The sequence below is a fragment of the Saccharothrix sp. genome (assembly GCF_031180885.1).
GTDB lineage: Bacteria > Actinomycetota > Actinomycetes > Mycobacteriales > Pseudonocardiaceae > Actinosynnema.
This window is the reverse complement of the sequence record NZ_JAPSLK010000002.1, coordinates 318525-334387: the sequence shown is the minus strand read 5'-3', so window position 1 is coordinate 334387 and position 15863 is coordinate 318525. Positions and strand designations below refer to the sequence as shown.

Sequence of the window (15863 nt, the reverse complement as noted above, 5' to 3'; positions counted from 1 at the left end):
TTGCTCCTCAGAAGACGGCGATGTCGACCAGACCGGCAAATGCTCCACCGATCAGCGGACCAACGACGGGGATCCAGGCGTATCCCCAGTCCGATCCACCCTTTCCGGGGATCGGCAGGACGGCGTGCGCGATGCGGGGACCGAGGTCGCGCGCGGGGTTGATGGCGTACCCGGTGGGGCCGCCGAGGGACATGCCGATGCCGACGACGAGCAGCGCGACGATCAGCACGCCGGTGCCCGAGGTGGACAGGCCCTTGGTCTGGCCGGTGGCCAGGATGACGAAGACCAGCACGAACGTCGCGATGATCTCGGTGAGCAGGTTCTGCGCGGTGTTGCGGATCTCGGGGCCGGTGGAGAAGATCCCGAGCACCTCGCCCTCGTTGGCGCGGAACTGGCCCAGGTAGGCCAGGTAGCACAGGACGGCGCCGACGAACGCGCCGAGGAACTGGGCGACCAGGTAGAGCGGCACGGTGGCCCAGTCGCCCGAGTGGATCGCGAGGCCCAGCGTCACGGCCGGGTTCAAGTGCGCGCCGGACAGGGGCGCGGTCGCGTAGGCCGCCGCCAGCACGGCGAAGCCCCAGCCGAAGGTGATCACCACCCAGCCCGCCCCGGTGGACTTCGACTTCGCCAACACCACACCCGCCACCACGCCGTTGCCCAGGAGCAACAGCAGGGCGGTGCCCAGGAACTCCCCGATGAAGATCGACTGGTTGGTCATCCGCGCGCCCTCTCTGGCCTGAATGCCGTTCGACAATGTCGTACGGTGCGCGTGAATCCTGTGCCGACGCTCACAAGATGTCAACCCTCCGGAAACGACCGGTTTACCAGGGGATGGCGCCGAGCTCGCGCGAGATCGACCGCGCGGCCTCACGGACGTAGGAGACCAGCTCGGTGCGCGGCTGCCGGTCGGCGTCGCACAGCCGCTCGATCGGGCCGGAGATCCCTATGGCGCCGACGGTCACCGTCCGCCGGTCGCGGATGGGCGCCGCGAGCGACACCTCGCCCTCGACCAGCTCTTCGACGTCAGACGCCCAACCACGCTGCCTGACCTGCTCCAACGCATCGCTGAGCCGGTCGAGGTCGGTGATCGTGGCGTTGGTGAACGCCTTCAGCGGCTCGTCGTCCACGTGACCCACCGGGTCGTTGGCGAGCAGCACCTTGCCCATCGCGCAGGCGTGCGCGGGCAGCAGGGCGCCGACTTCGAGGACCTGCCGGGAGTTGTCCGGGCGGAAGACGTGGTGCACGACCAGCACCTGGGCCTCGTGCAGCGTGCCGATGCGGACGCTCTCCATGCTGCGGGCGGCCAGCGAGTCCGACCAGTTCAGCGCGCGGGTGCGCAGCTCGTTGCCGTCGAGGTAGCTGGAGCCGATGTGGAACAGGGCCGCGCCGAGCTGGTACTTGCCGGTGTCGGGGCTCTGTTCGACGAAACCGACCAGCTGCAGCGTGCGCAGGATGCCGTGCACGGTGGGTTTGGGCAGCTCAAGGGCACGGGCGAGTTCGCCGACCCCCATCCGACGCGCGCCACTGGCGAGCAGCCGCAGCACCGCGGCTGCCCGTTCGATGGACTGGATCGGACCGGGCACGGGATCACTGTAGCGCCAACCCGTTCGACCATGTCGAATTGGCGCGCATCACAGTTCGAGCGCCCAGGTCTCCTCGACCACGTCACCGCCCCACTTGCGGACCGGCTTCTCGGCGATCGGCGTGAACCCCGCGCGCTTGTAGATGCCGCGCGCGACCTCCACGTCGGACACCGTCTCCAGCACGATCCGCCGGTACCCCGCCCGGCGGGCGAAGCGGACGCACTCCTCGACCAGGCGCTTGCCGATGCCCAGGCCCCGGGCCTGCGGTTCGACCAGCAGCAGGCGCAGTTGGGCGGTGTCCTCCGACGCCCGCACGCAGAAGATCGACCCGGCCGGCTCGCCGTCCACCTCGGCGATCCAGGCCGCCTCGCGCCGCGGGTCGTGGTGCTCGACGTAGTCCGCGACGACCCGGGCGACCAGCGCCTCGAACGTCCAGTCGTAGCCGTGCTCCTCGGCGTAGCGGACGCCGTGCCGGTGCACGACCCAGCCCAGGTCGCCGGGCTTGAGCGGGCGCAGCAGGTAGGCGCGCTCGGCCCCGGTGAGCAGGCGCTGGATGCGCCGCATCGCGCCGACCAGGGCCGCGTGGTCGGCGGGCGGGACGCGGTCGAGCAGCGCGCCGATCTCGGCGTTCGAGCGGGCGTCGAGGTCGGTCAGCACGGCCCGGCCCGCGTCGGTCAGGCCCACGACCTGGCGGCGGGCGTCGTCGGGGGAGGGGGAGCGGGTGATCAGGCCCTCGCGGTCGAAGCGGGTCAGGATGCGGCTCAGGTAGCCCGCGTCCAGGCCCAGGCCGGTGCGCAGCGCGGCGGTCTCCGCGGTGCCGGCGGACAGCTCGAACAGCACCCGGACCTCGGTCAGCGAGTACGGCGAGTCCAGGTAGGCGTTGTCCAGGATGCCGATCACGCCGGTGTAGAAGCGGTTGAACGCCCGGACGTCCGCGACCGTCATCGTTTGACTCCCTCAACAGAAACGTTGACTGAGTCAAACGATATCCCCTACGGCCGGTAGATGGCCAGAGCCGCCGGGCGGGCGCGGAACTGGAAGGTCGAGCCGGTGGGGCCGACCTCGCCGTCCGTGGCGATCGCGACCGAACCGTCCAGTACTCGCACGTCCAGCCACCGCGTCTCCAGGTGCCGGTACGTGCGGCTGCTGTTGAGCGAGCCCAGCAGCGCGCCGATGAAGAACCGCGCCCGGGAGAAACGGGTGTCCGCCCGGATGTAGCGCACGTCCATCAAGCCCCGGTCCAGCGCCGGGCGCATGGTCGGCGCGAAGCCCTTCGGCCGGTACGGGCCGTTGCCGACGAACAGCATCCACACCAGGTGCCGCTCGCCGTTCAGCTCCACGCGCAGCGGCCGGGACGTCCGCAGCACCTTGAACAGCGCGATCGCCGCCGCCGGCCACTTGCCCCAGCGGTCCTGGAGCTTGTCGCGCAGCCGGACCATGTCGGGGTAGCCGCCCAGCGACGCCGTGTTGACGAACCAGCGCGGACCCTCGCCGTCCACGGTCACCGCCGCCAGGTCGACCAGCACCCCGTCACCGGCCGCCACCGCGCGGACCGAGTCGTCCAGGCCGGTCACGCCCACGTCGCGGGCGAAGTGGTTGAGCGTCCCGGCCGGCACCAGCACCAGCGGCAGGTGGTGGGCCGCCGCCACGGACGCCACCGCGGCCACCGTCCCGTCCCCGCCCGCCACGCCCAGCGCGCGCGGACCGTAGTCCGGCACCACCGAGTCCAGCTCGTCCACCTCGACGATCCGCGCCTTGGGCCACCGCTCGGCGATCGCCGGGGACGGGTCGGGGCCGAAGCCCGACGCCGGGTTCACCACCACGACCAGGCCCTCGCCGTCGACCAGCGGCTCCAGGTCCTGGTGCTCGCGCGCCGACGCTGCCTCCGTTTGCCCGATCGGCCACCAGCGCCTGGTCAGCAGGGCCGCGCCGGTCCCGATCAGGGCGCCGGCGGCCACGTCGGACGGCCAGTGGACACCCGTGTGGACCCGCGAGTACGCCACCGCCGCCGCGAGCGGCCCGACCACGGCCCCCAGCGCGGGCGACTCCATGGCGACCGCCGTGGTGAACGCCGCCGCCGACGCCGCGTGCCCGGACGGGAACGACGACGACGTGGGCCGCTTGGTCAGCCGCCGGTGCACCGGCAGCAGTTCCGCGGCCGGCCGGCGACGCGGGAACAGGCGTTTGGCGACCAGGCTCGCGCTGAAGCTCGCCCCCGCGATCGACGCCACGCCGCGCAGTCCGGACCGCCGCGGCCGGCCCTTGCGCAGCGCGAGCAAGCCGGCCACACAAAGCCACAGGACGCTGTGGTTGGCCGCCCTGGAGAGTTTTTTCATCCCCCGATCGAGGGGGGTCGCGGGCAGCCGCCCGCTGTGCCTCATCAGGGCCTCGTCCAGGCGGTTCACTCGTCGGAGCACACAAGAACGTTATCGGCGGAAACCGCGCGCCGCCCGATTGGATCACTGAGGAAACGGCTGAATGCGCCTACTGTTGAGGGATGCAGCGGCGGATCTTCGGCATTGAGACTGAGTTCGGGGTGACCTGCACCTTCCACGGGCAGCGCAGGCTGTCCCCGGATGAGGTCGCGCGGTATCTGTTCCGCCGGGTCGTCTCGTGGGGCCGTTCCTCGAACGTGTTCCTGCGCAACGGCTCTCGGCTCTACCTGGACGTGGGTTCGCACCCCGAGTACGCGACCGCGGAGTGCGACGACCTCGCCCAACTGGTGACGCACGACAAGGCCGGCGAACGAATCCTCGAGGACCTGCTCGTCGACGCCGAGCGCAGGCTCGCCGACGAGGGCATCGGGGGCGACATCTTCCTGTTCAAGAACAACACCGACTCGGCCGGCAACTCCTACGGCTGCCACGAGAACTACCTGGTCGCAAGGGCCGGGGAGTTCTCGCGGATCGCCGACGTGCTGCTGCCGTTCCTGGTGACCAGGCAGCTCATCTGCGGCGCGGGCAAGGTGCTCCAGACCCCGCGCGGCGCCGTGTACTGCCTGTCCCAGCGCGCCGAGCACATCTGGGAGGGGGTGTCCAGTGCCACGACCCGGTCCCGACCGATCATCAACACCCGCGACGAGCCGCACGCCGATGCCGAGCGGTACCGCCGCCTGCACGTGATCGTCGGCGACTCGAACATGTCCGAGGTGACCACGCTGCTCAAGGTGGGCAGCGCGAACCTCGTGCTGGAGATGATCGAGCAGGGCGTCCAGTTCCGCGACTTCAGCCTGGACAACCCGATCCGCGCGATCCGCGAGATCAGCCACGACCTGACCGGGCGGCGCACGGTGCGCCTGGCGGGCGGCAAGGAGGCCTCGGCGCTGGACATCCAGCGCGAGTACTACGAGCGGGCCGTCGAGCACGTGGCCAAGCGGGCGCCGGACCCGATGGCCGAGCGCGTGCTGGAGCTGTGGGGCCGCACGCTGGACGCGGTCGAGGCCGAGGACCTGTCCAAGATCGACCGCGAGATCGACTGGGCCATCAAGTACCGCCTGATGGAGCGCTACCAGGCCAAGCACGACATGGACCTGTCCAACCCGCGCATCGCCCAGCTCGACCTCGCCTACCACGACATCCGGCGCGGCCGGGGCATCTTCGACCTGCTCCAGCGCAAGGGCCAGGTGGACCGGGTGACCGACGACGGCGAGATCGAGGCCGCCAAGGACACCCCGCCGCAGACCACGCGGGCCAAGCTGCGCGGTGACTTCATCGCCGCCGCGCAGGCCGCGGGCCGCGACTTCACCGTGGACTGGGTGCACCTGAAGCTCAACGACCAGGCGCAGCGGACCGTGCTGTGCAAGGACCCGTTCCGCGCGGTGGACGAGCGGGTGGAGCGGCTGATCTCCTCCCTCTAGCCCTAGCGGACCCGGAAGGCTCTTCGTGAGGCTCACAGCCCATGAAGAGCCTTCTGCTTGTCGCCGCCGTGGCGGCGTCGCTGCTGGTGGCCACCCCGGCCGGCGCGTCCTCGTCCGGGTGGGAGTCGCGGCCGACCGGGGTGGACGCGCGGTTGCGCGGCCTGTCGGCGGTGTCGCCCCGGGTGGCGTGGGTCAGTGGCAGCGCGGGGACCGTGCTGCGGACCGTGGACGGTGGCGCTACCTGGGCGTCGGTGGGGCCTCCCGGGACCGCTGACCTGCAGTTCCGGGACATCCAGGCGTTCGACGCGCGGCACGCGGTGGTGCTGTCGATCGGGCCGGGGGAGTCGTCGCGGATCTACCGGACGGCGGACGGTGGCGCGTCGTGGACCGAGACCTTCCGGAACACGGACCCGGCGGCGTTCTACGACTGCGTGGCGTTCTTCGACCGGTGGCGCGGGTTGGCGATGAGCGACCCGGTGGACGGGGAGTTCCGGGTGTTGCGGACGTTCGACGGGGGTCGGACGTGGTCTCAGGTGCCCGCGTCGAACTTCCCGCCCGCGCTGGCGGGCGAGGCCGGGTTCGCGGCGAGCGGGCAGTGCGTGGCGACCTCGGGCGGTCGGGACGCGTGGATCGCGACCGGGGGCGGGGCCACGGCGCGGGTGCTGCACTCGTCGGACGGCGGGTGGCGGTGGACGGTGGCCGACACGCCGTTGCTGAGCTCGCCGTCGGCGGGGGTGTTCGCGGTGGCGTTCCGGGACCCGCGGCACGGGCTGGCGATCGGCGGGGACTACGCGGATCCGACCGGGGCGGTGGTGAACCTGGCGGCCAGTCGGGACGAGGGGCTCTCCTGGACGGCGGTGCGCGGGCCGGTGGGGTACCGGTCGGGGCTGGCGTGGCGGGGGTCGACGGTGATCGCGGTGGGGCCTACTGGGAGTGACGTCAGCCGGGACGGCGGGCGGTCCTGGCGGAAGTTCGACGACGGGAGCTTCGACACGGTGGACTGCGCGGGCGTGTGCTGGGCGGCCGGTGAGAAGGGCCGCGTGGGGGTGCTGACCAGGGGTTAAGCGGATTGGGCGTGGCCTCTGGCCCCCGTCTCGATCGTCTCACGAGGCACCGACAGTTCCCCTCGTGAGGCGCTGGCAAGTCGGCTCGTGGAGCGGTGGCGGCGAGGTCGGAGGCTCGTCGGTCGGGTATTGACAAAAATCTGCTGAACGTTCAAAGTTGTTTTTGCGATGAGAGACGTCCTGTACCTGGAAGAGATCGAGCAGGCCGAGGCGCTGCTCAAGCCGCAGCGGGTCGAGGTGTTGCGGCTGTTGGCCGAGCCGAAGTCGTGCACCGAGGTGGCCGCCGTCCTCGACCAGACGCCGCAGCGGGTCCACTACCACGTCAAGCGGCTGGTCGAGGCCGGGCTGGTGACGCAGGTGTCGGAGCGGAAGGTGCGCGGGGTCCACGAAGGGCTCTACCAGGCCGCCGCCCGCGCCTACTGGCTGTCGCCGGCGCTGGTCGGGCGGCTCGGGATGCGGCGGGCCCGGGACGAGTTGAGCCTGGGGTACCTCGTGGACCTCGCCGAACAGGTGCAGGCCGACATCGCCGCGCTCGACCGCACCCGGCCCGAGCTGCCGTCGCTGGGCGTGTCCGGGGAGATCCGGGTGCGGCCCGAGCAGCGGCGGGAGTTCTTCGCCGAACTCCAGGAGACCTTGAAAGACCTGTTCAGCCGCTACGGCGGCGCGGAGGGCGACGCCTTCCGGCTGGCCGTGGCCTGCTACCCGACCCATGCCGAGGAGACCGAAGATGAGTGAGACCGTCACCCTGCGCGCCCGTGTCGACGTCCCGGTCGAGCGGGTGCACCGGGCCCTGACCTCCGCCGACGAACTGCGCGTGTGGCTCGCCGAGCACGCCGAGGTGGACCTGCCGAACCGGTACGCGTTCTGGGGGCGGTTCACGCCCGAAGGGGACGCGCCGAGCCAGACCCTGGAGCACGTGGACGACAAGTCGCTGCGCTTCACCTGGCACGTCGGCGGGGAGGACACCACCGTCGAGTTCTCGCTGGCCGCCGATGACACCGGCACCGTGGTGACCGTGTCCCAGAGCCACTTCCCGGGCTGGCCGGACGCGGTGCGGGAGACGGGCGTGCTGGGCTGGCTCTACACGTACTGGGCGCTGAACCTGGCCAACCTCGCCGAACACCTCGAAGGTCGCGAACTGACCCCCAAGGCGGACTTCACCACCACCGACATGCGTGCCGCGGTCGACATCGCAGCCGGCAAAGAAGCCGTCTACCGGGCGCTGGTGGACGCGGAGGAGTACTCGCGGTGGTTCGGGGCGAAGATCGACATCGAGCCGTGGGTGGGTGGCCGGGTCGCCATGGGCGGCTTCGAGAACAACCCCGAGCCGGGCAAGGTGCTCGACCTGGCCGAGAACGAGCGGATGAGCATCGACTGGGGCGACGACATCGTCAGCACGTGGGAGCTGGCCGAGTCCGGGGGCCGGACCACGCTGACGTTCGTGCAGAGCGGGTTCGTCGACGGCCGCACGCCGTACGGGGCGTGGATGGGCTGGCTGTCCGGCGTGGCCGAGCTGCGGCGCTACGTGGAGCTGCCGGACTGGCGGCCGATCTGGCTCCAGCCCGACGTGCCCGGCCTGCCCGAGGGGATGCTCACGGGCGAGTGAGCGCTCATCGGAGGCGGATCAGCTTGCGCTCGACGGCGGTCGTCACGGCCGCCGTCCTGGTCTCCACGCCCAGCTTGTCGAAGATCCGGACCAGGTGGGTCTTCACCGTGGCCTCGCTGATGAACAGCGCCTTCGCGATCTCCCGGTTGGACAGGCCGCGCGCCAGGTGGTCCAGGATCTCCACCTCGCGCTTGCTCAACGCCGGCACCGGGTCGCGGACCGTGCGCATCAGCCGGCGGGCGATGTCGGGCGACAGCACGGTCTGGCCCTTCGCGGCCCGGCGGACCGCGTCGGCCAGTTCGTCCGGCGGGGCGTCCTTGAGCAGGTAGCCGGTGGCGCCCGCCTCGACCGCGCGGACCACGTCGGCGTCGGAGTCGTACGTGGTCAGCACGACCACCTCGGGCGGGTCGGGCAGCGCGCGGATGCGCTTGGTGGCCTCGACGCCGTCGACGCCCGCCCCGAGTTGGAGGTCCATCAGCACCACGTCCGGGGTGAGGGTGGCGGCGTGGCGGACCGCGTCCTCGCCGGTCGCGGCCTCGGCGACCACCTCGAAGTCGCGTTGCAGCAGCCCGGCCAGCCCGAACCGGACCACCGGGTGGTCGTCCACCACCAGCACCCGCAACCTCATCGCGACCCCGTCGGCACCGTCACCGCCAGCGCCGTGCCCTCGCCCGGCGCGCTCTCCACGGACAGGGTGCCGCCCAGCTCGGCGATCCGCCCGCGGATCGAGGTCAGGCCGTAGCCGCGGCCCTCGCGCGGGCTGATCGCGGCCGGGTCGAACCCGCGGCCGTCGTCGCGGACGTCCAGCGCCACCGCGTCGTCCAGGTAGGACAGGGTCACCACCACGGTCGAGGCGTCCGCGTGCTCCCGGACGTTGGCCAGCGCGCCCTGCGCCACCCGCAGCAACGCCACCTCGGTCTGCACGGTCAGCGGGTACGCCTCGCCGTGCACCTCGACCCGGTCGCACAGCCCGCGCAGCGCGTCCTCCAGCGACCGGCCCTGCAACGGCGAGAGGTCCCGGACGAACCGGCGCGCCTCGGCCAGGTTCTCCCGCGCCACCTCCGCCGCGCGCCGCGTGTCCCCCAGCTCCAGCAGGAGGTTGATGCTGGACAGGCCCTGGGCGAGGGTGTCGTGGATCTCCCGCGCCAGCCGCTGCCGTTCCTGGAGCACCCCGGCCTCGTGGATGAGCCGGCGGCGGTCGAAGAACACCGCGGCCGTGATCACCGCGACCCCCACCGGACCCAGCACCAGGCTCGGGTCCACCACGTCGGCCAGCCTGACCTGCGCCAACACCACCGCCGCGGTCAGCACCCCGGCGATCGGCACGGCCAGCCGGGGCCGTAGTTGCCGCAGGCACTGGAAGAACAGCGGGATCGCGCACCACCCGAAGCTCGGGGCCAGCCACACCAGCGCCAGCCAGGTCGCGAGCACCACGGCCAGCCCGCGCGTCCACCGCACCCCGGCCGGGTAGGCCACGCCCAGCAGCACGGCGACGCCCAGCACGAGGAGGTCGACGCCGTGGTACGCGACGTACCGCGCCGCCGACGCCGCCAACAGCACGTAGAACCCCGCGTGCATCGCCCGGTGCAGCCACACGCCGCCGACGGTAGGCCGGCGCGCCGGATTCCGGGTCAACCGATGGGTTGAACCGCGGTTCAACCGGAACCACCAGGTCATGAGCCCGGTCGGCGGGGAGGGTTGTGGATGCCGACTTGGAGCGAGGGAGACGAGACATGCGGAAGACGACGGTGGCCGTGCTGGTGGCGCTGAGCATCGCCGGCGCGGGCGGGTACGCGATCGCCGAGCAGGGCGCCCAGAGCCACGGCCAGGGTCAGCGGCAGGCGGGCAAGGGCGGGGTCGAGGTCGTGCGGTCCACCAAGGCCATGACGATCGACGCGGCCGTGCAGGCGGCGCGGGCGACCCTGGACGCGGCCGAGGCCGAGGGCCACCGGGTGACGGTCGCGGTCGTGGACCGGGGCGGCGACCTGGTGGTGCTGCTGCACGGCGACGGCGCGGGTCCGCAGACCGAGGAGTCGGCCAAGCGCAAGGCGTACACCTCGGCGTCCTTCGGCGCGCCGACCTCCGAGCTGGCCGGCCGGGTGACCGGGGCGGGCGCGACCCTGCGCGACATGCCGGGGACGTTGTTCCTGGCCGGCGGTGTGCCGGTGCGGGCCGAGGGCGCGGTCGTCGCGGGCATCGGCGTGGGCGGCGCGCCCAGCGGCGACCTGGACGAGAAGTTCGCCAAGGCCGGCCTGGCCGCGATCGGGCTGTGAGGGGTTGATCGACCGGCGCGCGGGGTAGGGGACCGGTTGTGTTCCCGGACTTCACGCTGACGACGGTCGACACGGGCGGGGCGGAGCTGCGGGTGCGGCACGGCGGCTCCGGCCCGCCCGTCCTGCTGCTGCACGGCCACCCGCGCACGCACACCACGTGGCGGCACGTCGCCCCGCTGCTGGCCGAGCACCACACCGTGGTGTGCCCGGACCTGCGCGGCTACGGCCGTTCGTCCAAGCCGCCCACCACGCCCGACCACGAGCCGTACTCGAAACGGGCGATGGCTGGGGACATGGCCGTGCTGATGCGCGAGCTGGGGCACGAGCGGTTCGCCGTGGTGGGGCACGACCGGGGCGGCTACGTCGCCACCCGGCTCGCGCTGGACCACCCAGACCGGGTCACCCACCTGGCCGCGCTGGACGTCGTGCCGATCGGCTCGGCGCTGGCACGCTGCGGACCGGAGTTCGCGCGGAGCTGGTGGCACTGGTTCTTCCTGGCCCAGCCCGAGGTGCCGGAACGGGTGATCAACGTCGACCCCGACGCCTGGTACCGGACCCGCGAACGGCCCGTGGACGACGACACCCTGCGCGCCATGCACGACCCGGCGACCGTCCACTGCATGGTCGAGGACTACCGGGCGGGTCTGGGCATCGACCGCGCGCACGACGACGCCGACCTGGTCGCCGGGCGGCGGATCGGGTGCCCGGTGCTGGTGCTGTGGGCCGAGGACGACGACCTGCCCGAGTTGTACGGCGACGTGCTGGCGGTGTGGCGGGACTGGACGCCGGACCCGCGTGGGCGGGGCTTGAAGTCCGGGCACCACCTCGCCGAGGACGTCCCGGAGGATCTGGCGGCCGAGCTGCGGGCGTTCTTCGCCGGGTGAGGCGTGTCGCGGCGAGCGCCCGCACAAGCGGCTGAATGGACCATTCAGTCGACTTCGGGTGGGGAGGTGCGTCACCAGGTGTTCGGACGGGGTTAGGGTTCACCGGTGGCCATCGCACGTGCCGAACGGCTCGTCAACCTGGTGCTGTGTCTGCTCTCCACCCGGCAGTACCTGACCGCCGAGCGCATCCGCGCCATCGTCCCCGGCTATTCCGACGCCGCGACGGACGAGGCGTTCTTCCGCATGTTCGAACGCGACAAGACCGAGCTGCGGGACCTGGGCGTGCCCCTGGAGATCGGGCGCAGCGCCGAGTTCGACAACACCGACGGATACCGGATCGCCCGCCGCGACTACGAGCTGGGCGACGTCGACCTGGAGCCGGACGAGGCGGCGGCGGTCGCGCTGGCCGCCCGGCTGTGGGACTCCCCGCAGCTCACCGGCGCCGCGCACGGCGCGCTGATCAAGCTGCGCGCGGCCGGGGTGGACGTCGACCACGAGGTGCACACCGCCGTCGAGCCGAAGGTGCGCACCACCGAACCCGCGTTCCCGCCGCTGCTGGCCGCCGTGCAGGAGGGCCGGGTGGTGGAGTTCGACTACCGCAAGCTCACCCCGGTCGAGGTGCGCACCCGCACGGTCGAGCCGTGGGGCGTGGTCGCGTGGCGGGGCCGCTGGTACCTGGTCGGCCACGACCGCGACCGGCGCGCGCCGCGCTGCTTCCGGCTGTCCCGGATCGTCGGGGACGTGCGGACCGTGGGCAAGCCCGGTGTGGTGGACCGGCCCGACGACGTCGACCTGCTCAGCTTCGTCAAGCGCAGCGAGCCGTCGACCCAGGCCGTGGCCACCGCGAAGCTGTGGGTGGCGCGGGACCGGGCGCAGGGCGTGCGCAGGCGCGCGCGGGTCGTGGGGGAGCGGGAGTTGGACGGCGTGGCCGGGGACGTGCTGGAGATCGACCTGAGGTTCCCCGACTCGGCGGCGGCCTGGATCGCCGGGTTCGGCGCGGACGTCGTGGTGCTGGAGCCCGAAGTGCTGGCCAAGACGGTGCGGGAGAAGCTCGTGGGCGCGCTGCGCGGTGCGGGGGTCCGGGCGTGAACGCCTCCGCCGACCGGCTGCCCCGGCTGCTGGCCCTCGTGCCCTACCTGCTCGCCCGGCCCGGCATCCCGATCGAGGAGGCCGCCGCCGACTTCGAGGTCACCCCGCGCCAACTGCGCAAGGACCTCGAACTGCTGTGGATGTGCGGCCTGCCCGGCTACGGGCCCGGCGACCTGATCGACCTGTCCTTCGAGGGCGACACGGTCACCGTCACCTTCGACGCGGGCATGAGCCGCCCGCTGCGGCTGACCGCCGCCGAGGCCACCGCGCTGCTGGTGGCGCTGCGCGCGCTGGCCGAGACGCCCGGCGTGGTCGACAAGGACGCCGTGCAGCGGGCGGTGGCCAAGATCGAGGCCGCCGTGGGCCAGGCGCAGCCCGCCGGTGTCGCGGTCGGTCTCGCCATGCGGGAAGCGCCGGAGACGGCCGTCGTGCGCGACGCGGTGTCCGACGGCGTCCGGCGCGGTCGCGCGCTGCGCCTGCACTACTACACCCCGTCACGGGACGAGGTCACCGACCGGGTCGTGGACCCGATGCGGATGCTGCTGGTCGAGGGCCGCAGCTACCTGGAGGCCTGGTGCCGGCTCGCCGACGACGTCCGGCTGTTCCGGCTGGACCGCATCGACGGCGTCCAGGTCCTCGACGAGCCCGCCGCGCCCCCGCCGCACGCCACGCCCACCGACACCTCGGAGGGCTTGTTCCGCCCGGACCCGTCGCAGCGCACCGCCGTGCTGGTGCTAGAACCCGACGCCCGGTGGGTCGCCGAGTACTACCCCGTGGACGGCCTGACCGAGCTGGAGGAAGGTCGCGCGCGGGTGCTCATGCGCTACGCCGACACCGCCTGGATGGTCCGCCTGCTGCTGGGCCTGGGCGGAGAGGTGCACGTCGAGCAGCCCGCCGACCTGGTCGAGGAGGTCGCCCGACAGGCCGATGCCGCCTTGCGCCGGGCGGATCACCTCCCGGCAACCTGAGCCCTATACGGTGGTGTCGTGCCGTACTTGCCGAGCCTGGTGTTGATCCTGGTCGGAATGGTCGTTCTGATCGTTCTCGTGACCAAGGTGGTCGGATCCTTGCGCCGCTTCCGCGCCGCAAGCACTCTGGTGGGCGACAGGGTCGGCGACGGCGTCGGTCTGCTGCGGGCGCGCTTCGCCGCGCTCGGGGTGGCCTTCGCCGAACGGCGTCCGGACCGGGCCCGTCAGGGCAACCCCCGCGTACCATCGACGGACCGGGGCAGACAGGAGGACCACCGTGGGTAACCTCGGAGCTACTGAGCTGATCATCATCGCCGTGGTGATCATTCTGCTGTTCGGGGCGAAGAAGCTGCCCGACATGGCGCGCTCGCTGGGCCGTTCGGCCAAGATCCTCAAGGCCGAGACCAAGGGCCTGCGCGAGGACGACGACCAGCAGCAGAACACCCAGGCCCCGCAGCAGGCCGCGCCGCAGCAGCTGCCGCCCGCGCAGCCGCAGCAGGTCGCGCAACCGGTGGCCCAGCCGCAGCAGGTCGCCCAGCCGGCGCAGCAGCAGCCGCAGGTCGCGCAGCCGATCGAGCAGAGTCCGCAGAACCTCCAGAACAAGCAGAACTAGCCAGAAGGACGGTCCGCACGGTGGGGGCAAGTCCGTCCCGGTGGTCGCAGTTCCGGGAGCGCCGCAAGCTGAGGAGCCGTCGGGCCAACCCCGACGGCACGATGTCGTTGAAGGACCACCTCTACGACCTCCGCCACCGCCTCGGCTTGGCACTGCTGTTCATCGCGCTGGGCGCGATCTTCGGCTTCTTCTGGTGGGGCTGGAACATCTTCGGGCTGCCCAGCCTCGGCCAGGTGGTCATCGCGCCGTACTGCGGCATCCCGGTGACCGACCGGTTCAGCCAGGACGGCAACTGCCAGTTGTTGCAGACCAAGCCGTTCGAGGCCTTCATGATCCAGTTGAAGGTCGGCGCGGCGGCGGGCATGGCGATCACGGCTCCGCTGTGGCTGTACCAGGTGTGGCGGTTCATCGCGCCGGGCCTGTACGCCAAGGAGCGCAAGTTCGCGCTGGTGTTCGTGTTCAGCGCCTCGGTGCTGTTCGTGCTGGGCGCGGTGCTGGCGTTCTACGTGGTGCCGCAGGGCCTGTCGGTGCTGGTCGGCTTCGGTGACAACCAGTTCCTCACGGCGCTGTCCGGCGGGGACTACATCGACTTCGTCCTGGCGCTGCTGCTGATCTTCGGCGTGAGCTTCGAGCTGCCGCTGATCGTGGTGATGCTCAACCAGGTCGGCGTGCTGACCTACGACAAGCTCCGGCGCTGGCGGCGGGGCATCACCTTCGGCCTGTTCATCTTCGCCGCGATCGCGACCCCGGGCACCGACCCGGTCTCGATGATCGCGCTGGCGGTGGCGTTGACGCTGCTGTTCGAACTGGCCATCCAGATCGCCCGCGTGCACGACAAGCGGGCGGCGCGCAAGCGCAAGGCGGAGGGCTGGGACGACCTCGCCGACGACGAGGCGTCACCGTTCGACTACACGCCGTCGGCGGTCGACGGGTCGGAGGGATCCTCGGAGTCGGTGGCGCCCAAGGAACCGCACCGCGTCCGCTACGACGACGCCACATGACCCGCGCCGCCCTCCTGGTCTGCCCGGCTTCGGGCAAGGGCCGTGCCGCCCGCATGGCCGGCACGGTCGCGGCACGTCTGCGCACCGCCGTGGACGCGCTGGACCTGCACGTGGCTTCCTCGGCGGAAGGCACGCTGGCGCTGGCCAGGCGGGCGGTGGACGACGGCGTGGACGTGCTCGTCGTGCTGGGCGGGGACGGCGGGGCGCACCTGGGCGTGCAGGCGTGCGCCGGCACCTCGACCGCGTTGGCCGTGGTGCCGGCCGGCACCGGGAACGACCTGGCCACGGCGCTGGGGACGTCGTCGGTGGACGACGTGGTCGGCGCTCTGTGCGATGACGCCAGGCGGTCTCTCGACCTGGGCCAGGTGGGGAACGGGACGTGGTTCGCGACCGTGCTGTGCGCGGGCTTCGACTCGGCGGTGAACGAACGCGCCAACGCCATGCGCTGGCCCGCCGGTCCGCGCCGGTACGACCTGGCGATCCTGGCCGAACTGGCGGCCCTGCGGCCCGAACCGCTGGTGGTGGAGACCGAGGACGCGACGCTGGAGCTGGACGCGCTGCTGGTCGCGATCGGCAACACGACCAGCTACGGCGGCGGCATCCCGGTGTGCCCGGACGCGGACCCGGCGGACGGGTCGCTCGACGTGACGGTGGTCAGCGCCGCCCCGCGTCGGACCTTGTTGCGGATGCTGCCGACCTTGCGCACCGGCCGGCACGTCGACCACCCGGCGGTGCGGACGTTCCGGGCCAAGTCGGTGCGGCTGGCCGGGCCGGGGTGGGTCGGGTACGCGGACGGCGAGCGGGTGCACGGCCTCCCGTTGGAGGTCCAGTGCAGGTCAGCGGCGTTGACGGTGGTCAGCCGGTAGGCCGGGGGCGCGGCGGCGGCAAAGAACGCAGCTTTTGTCGGTGCCATGTGACAGCCTTGA

General features: G+C 72.1%; 18 protein-coding genes. 12 read left to right on the top strand and 6 right to left on the bottom strand.

The features are described 5' to 3' along the window. Positions 1-7 precede the first annotated feature (7 nt). The 4 genes from RIN75_RS05645 to RIN75_RS05630 all read right to left on the bottom strand — a co-directional run bounded on the left by RIN75_RS05645 (position 8) and on the right by RIN75_RS05630 (position 4000). On the bottom strand, positions 8-718 hold the full coding sequence (locus RIN75_RS05645) for an MIP/aquaporin family protein (RefSeq protein WP_309110694.1): 711 nt from the start codon (positions 716-718) through the stop codon (positions 8-10). Positions 719-821: 103 nt separating this feature from the next. Then, positions 822-1583 carry an IclR family transcriptional regulator gene (locus RIN75_RS05640; RefSeq protein WP_309110693.1) on the bottom strand — a complete coding sequence of 254 codons (762 nt, stop codon included), beginning with the start codon at positions 1581-1583 and terminating at the stop codon, positions 822-824. A gap of 48 nt (positions 1584-1631) precedes the next feature. After that, positions 1632-2528 carry a helix-turn-helix domain-containing GNAT family N-acetyltransferase gene (locus tag RIN75_RS05635; protein ID WP_309110692.1) on the bottom strand — a complete coding sequence of 299 codons (897 nt, stop codon included), beginning with the start codon at positions 2526-2528 and terminating at the stop codon, positions 1632-1634. A gap of 47 nt (positions 2529-2575) precedes the next feature. After that, positions 2576-4000 (bottom strand): bifunctional phosphatase PAP2/diacylglycerol kinase family protein, encoded by a 1425-nt coding sequence (locus RIN75_RS05630; RefSeq protein WP_375295912.1) that lies wholly within the window; start codon positions 3998-4000, stop codon positions 2576-2578. Between the two features lie 80 nt (positions 4001-4080). Here RIN75_RS05630 and pafA point away from each other — a divergent pair, with 80 nt between their 5' ends. From pafA to RIN75_RS05610, 4 genes are all read left to right on the top strand, one after another. Next, positions 4081-5439, top strand: coding sequence for a Pup--protein ligase (pafA, locus tag RIN75_RS05625; protein WP_121219152.1), 1359 nt, complete (start codon positions 4081-4083; stop codon positions 5437-5439). 41 nt (positions 5440-5480) lie between these two features. Beyond that, positions 5481-6503, top strand: coding sequence for an oxidoreductase (locus tag RIN75_RS05620; protein WP_309110691.1), 1023 nt, complete (start codon positions 5481-5483; stop codon positions 6501-6503). Positions 6504-6671: 168 nt separating this feature from the next. Further along, complete coding sequence (locus tag RIN75_RS05615; protein ID WP_309110690.1) at positions 6672-7238, top strand: helix-turn-helix domain-containing protein; 567 nt, start codon at positions 6672-6674, stop codon at positions 7236-7238. Continuing rightward, complete coding sequence (locus RIN75_RS05610) at positions 7231-8109, top strand: SRPBCC domain-containing protein (RefSeq protein WP_309110689.1); 879 nt, start codon at positions 7231-7233, stop codon at positions 8107-8109. The genes RIN75_RS05615 and RIN75_RS05610 overlap by 8 nt, the downstream gene beginning before the upstream one ends. Before the next feature lie 4 nt (positions 8110-8113). Here the strand turns inward: RIN75_RS05610 and RIN75_RS05605 are convergent, their stop codons facing one another. Together RIN75_RS05605 and RIN75_RS05600 are read right to left on the bottom strand one after the other, a co-directional pair. After that, entirely contained in the window at positions 8114-8737 is a 624-nt protein-coding gene (locus RIN75_RS05605; protein WP_309110688.1) for a response regulator transcription factor, read from the bottom strand. Beyond that, a complete protein-coding gene (locus RIN75_RS05600; RefSeq protein ID WP_309110687.1) occupies positions 8734-9705 on the bottom strand; it encodes a sensor histidine kinase in 972 nt (323 codons plus the stop codon). Before RIN75_RS05600 ends, RIN75_RS05605 begins: the two co-directional genes overlap by 4 nt. 137 nt (positions 9706-9842) lie before the next feature. On the opposite strand from RIN75_RS05600, the gene RIN75_RS05595 reads away from it, so the two are divergent. The 8 genes from RIN75_RS05595 to RIN75_RS05560 all read left to right on the top strand — a co-directional run bounded on the left by RIN75_RS05595 (position 9843) and on the right by RIN75_RS05560 (position 15803). Continuing rightward, entirely contained in the window at positions 9843-10382 is a 540-nt protein-coding gene (locus RIN75_RS05595) for a heme-binding protein (RefSeq protein WP_309110686.1), read from the top strand. A gap of 38 nt (positions 10383-10420) precedes the next feature. After that, positions 10421-11266, top strand: coding sequence for an alpha/beta hydrolase (locus RIN75_RS05590; RefSeq protein ID WP_309110685.1), 846 nt, complete (start codon positions 10421-10423; stop codon positions 11264-11266). 105 nt (positions 11267-11371) lie between these two features. Then, positions 11372-12355, top strand: a complete 984-nt coding sequence (locus tag RIN75_RS05585; protein ID WP_309110684.1) for a WYL domain-containing protein — start codon at positions 11372-11374, stop codon at positions 12353-12355. After that, on the top strand, positions 12352-13323 hold the full coding sequence (locus RIN75_RS05580; protein WP_309110683.1) for a YafY family protein: 972 nt from the start codon (positions 12352-12354) through the stop codon (positions 13321-13323). The genes RIN75_RS05585 and RIN75_RS05580 overlap by 4 nt, the downstream gene beginning before the upstream one ends. An 18-nt stretch (positions 13324-13341) precedes the next feature. After that, entirely contained in the window at positions 13342-13608 is a 267-nt protein-coding gene (locus tag RIN75_RS05575; RefSeq protein ID WP_309110682.1) for a bacteriophage holin, read from the top strand. Continuing rightward, the gene (gene tatA, locus RIN75_RS05570) at positions 13601-13936 is read left to right on the top strand and encodes a Sec-independent protein translocase subunit TatA (protein ID WP_309110681.1); all 336 of its coding nucleotides are present in this window, start codon (positions 13601-13603) and stop codon (positions 13934-13936) included. The genes RIN75_RS05575 and tatA overlap by 8 nt, the downstream gene beginning before the upstream one ends. Positions 13937-13956: 20 nt before the next feature. Next, a complete protein-coding gene (gene tatC, locus RIN75_RS05565; RefSeq protein ID WP_375295911.1) occupies positions 13957-14937 on the top strand; it encodes a twin-arginine translocase subunit TatC in 981 nt (326 codons plus the stop codon). Next, entirely contained in the window at positions 14934-15803 is an 870-nt protein-coding gene (locus RIN75_RS05560) for a diacylglycerol kinase family protein (RefSeq protein WP_309110680.1), read from the top strand. Before tatC ends, RIN75_RS05560 begins: the two co-directional genes overlap by 4 nt. Positions 15804-15863: the final 60 nt, after the last annotated feature.

Bases quoted from the DNA above. Each gene is read 5' to 3' on its own strand.
- RIN75_RS05645 (WP_309110694.1), bottom strand. From the start codon at position 718: ATGACCAACCAGTCGATCTTCATCGGGGAGTTCCTGGGCACCGCCCTG.
- RIN75_RS05635 (WP_309110692.1), bottom strand. From the start codon at position 2,528: ATGACGGTCGCGGACGTCCGGGCGTTCAACCGCTTCTACACCGGCGTG.
- pafA (WP_121219152.1), top strand. From the start codon at position 4,081: ATGCAGCGGCGGATCTTCGGCATTGAGACTGAGTTCGGGGTGACCTGC.
- RIN75_RS05620 (WP_309110691.1), top strand. From the start codon at position 5,481: ATGAAGAGCCTTCTGCTTGTCGCCGCCGTGGCGGCGTCGCTGCTGGTG.
- RIN75_RS05615 (WP_309110690.1), top strand. From the start codon at position 6,672: ATGAGAGACGTCCTGTACCTGGAAGAGATCGAGCAGGCCGAGGCGCTG.
- RIN75_RS05610 (WP_309110689.1), top strand. From the start codon at position 7,231: ATGAGTGAGACCGTCACCCTGCGCGCCCGTGTCGACGTCCCGGTCGAG.
- RIN75_RS05605 (WP_309110688.1), bottom strand. From the start codon at position 8,737: ATGAGGTTGCGGGTGCTGGTGGTGGACGACCACCCGGTGGTCCGGTTC.
- RIN75_RS05595 (WP_309110686.1), top strand. From the start codon at position 9,843: ATGCGGAAGACGACGGTGGCCGTGCTGGTGGCGCTGAGCATCGCCGGC.
- RIN75_RS05560 (WP_309110680.1), top strand. From the start codon at position 14,934: ATGACCCGCGCCGCCCTCCTGGTCTGCCCGGCTTCGGGCAAGGGCCGT.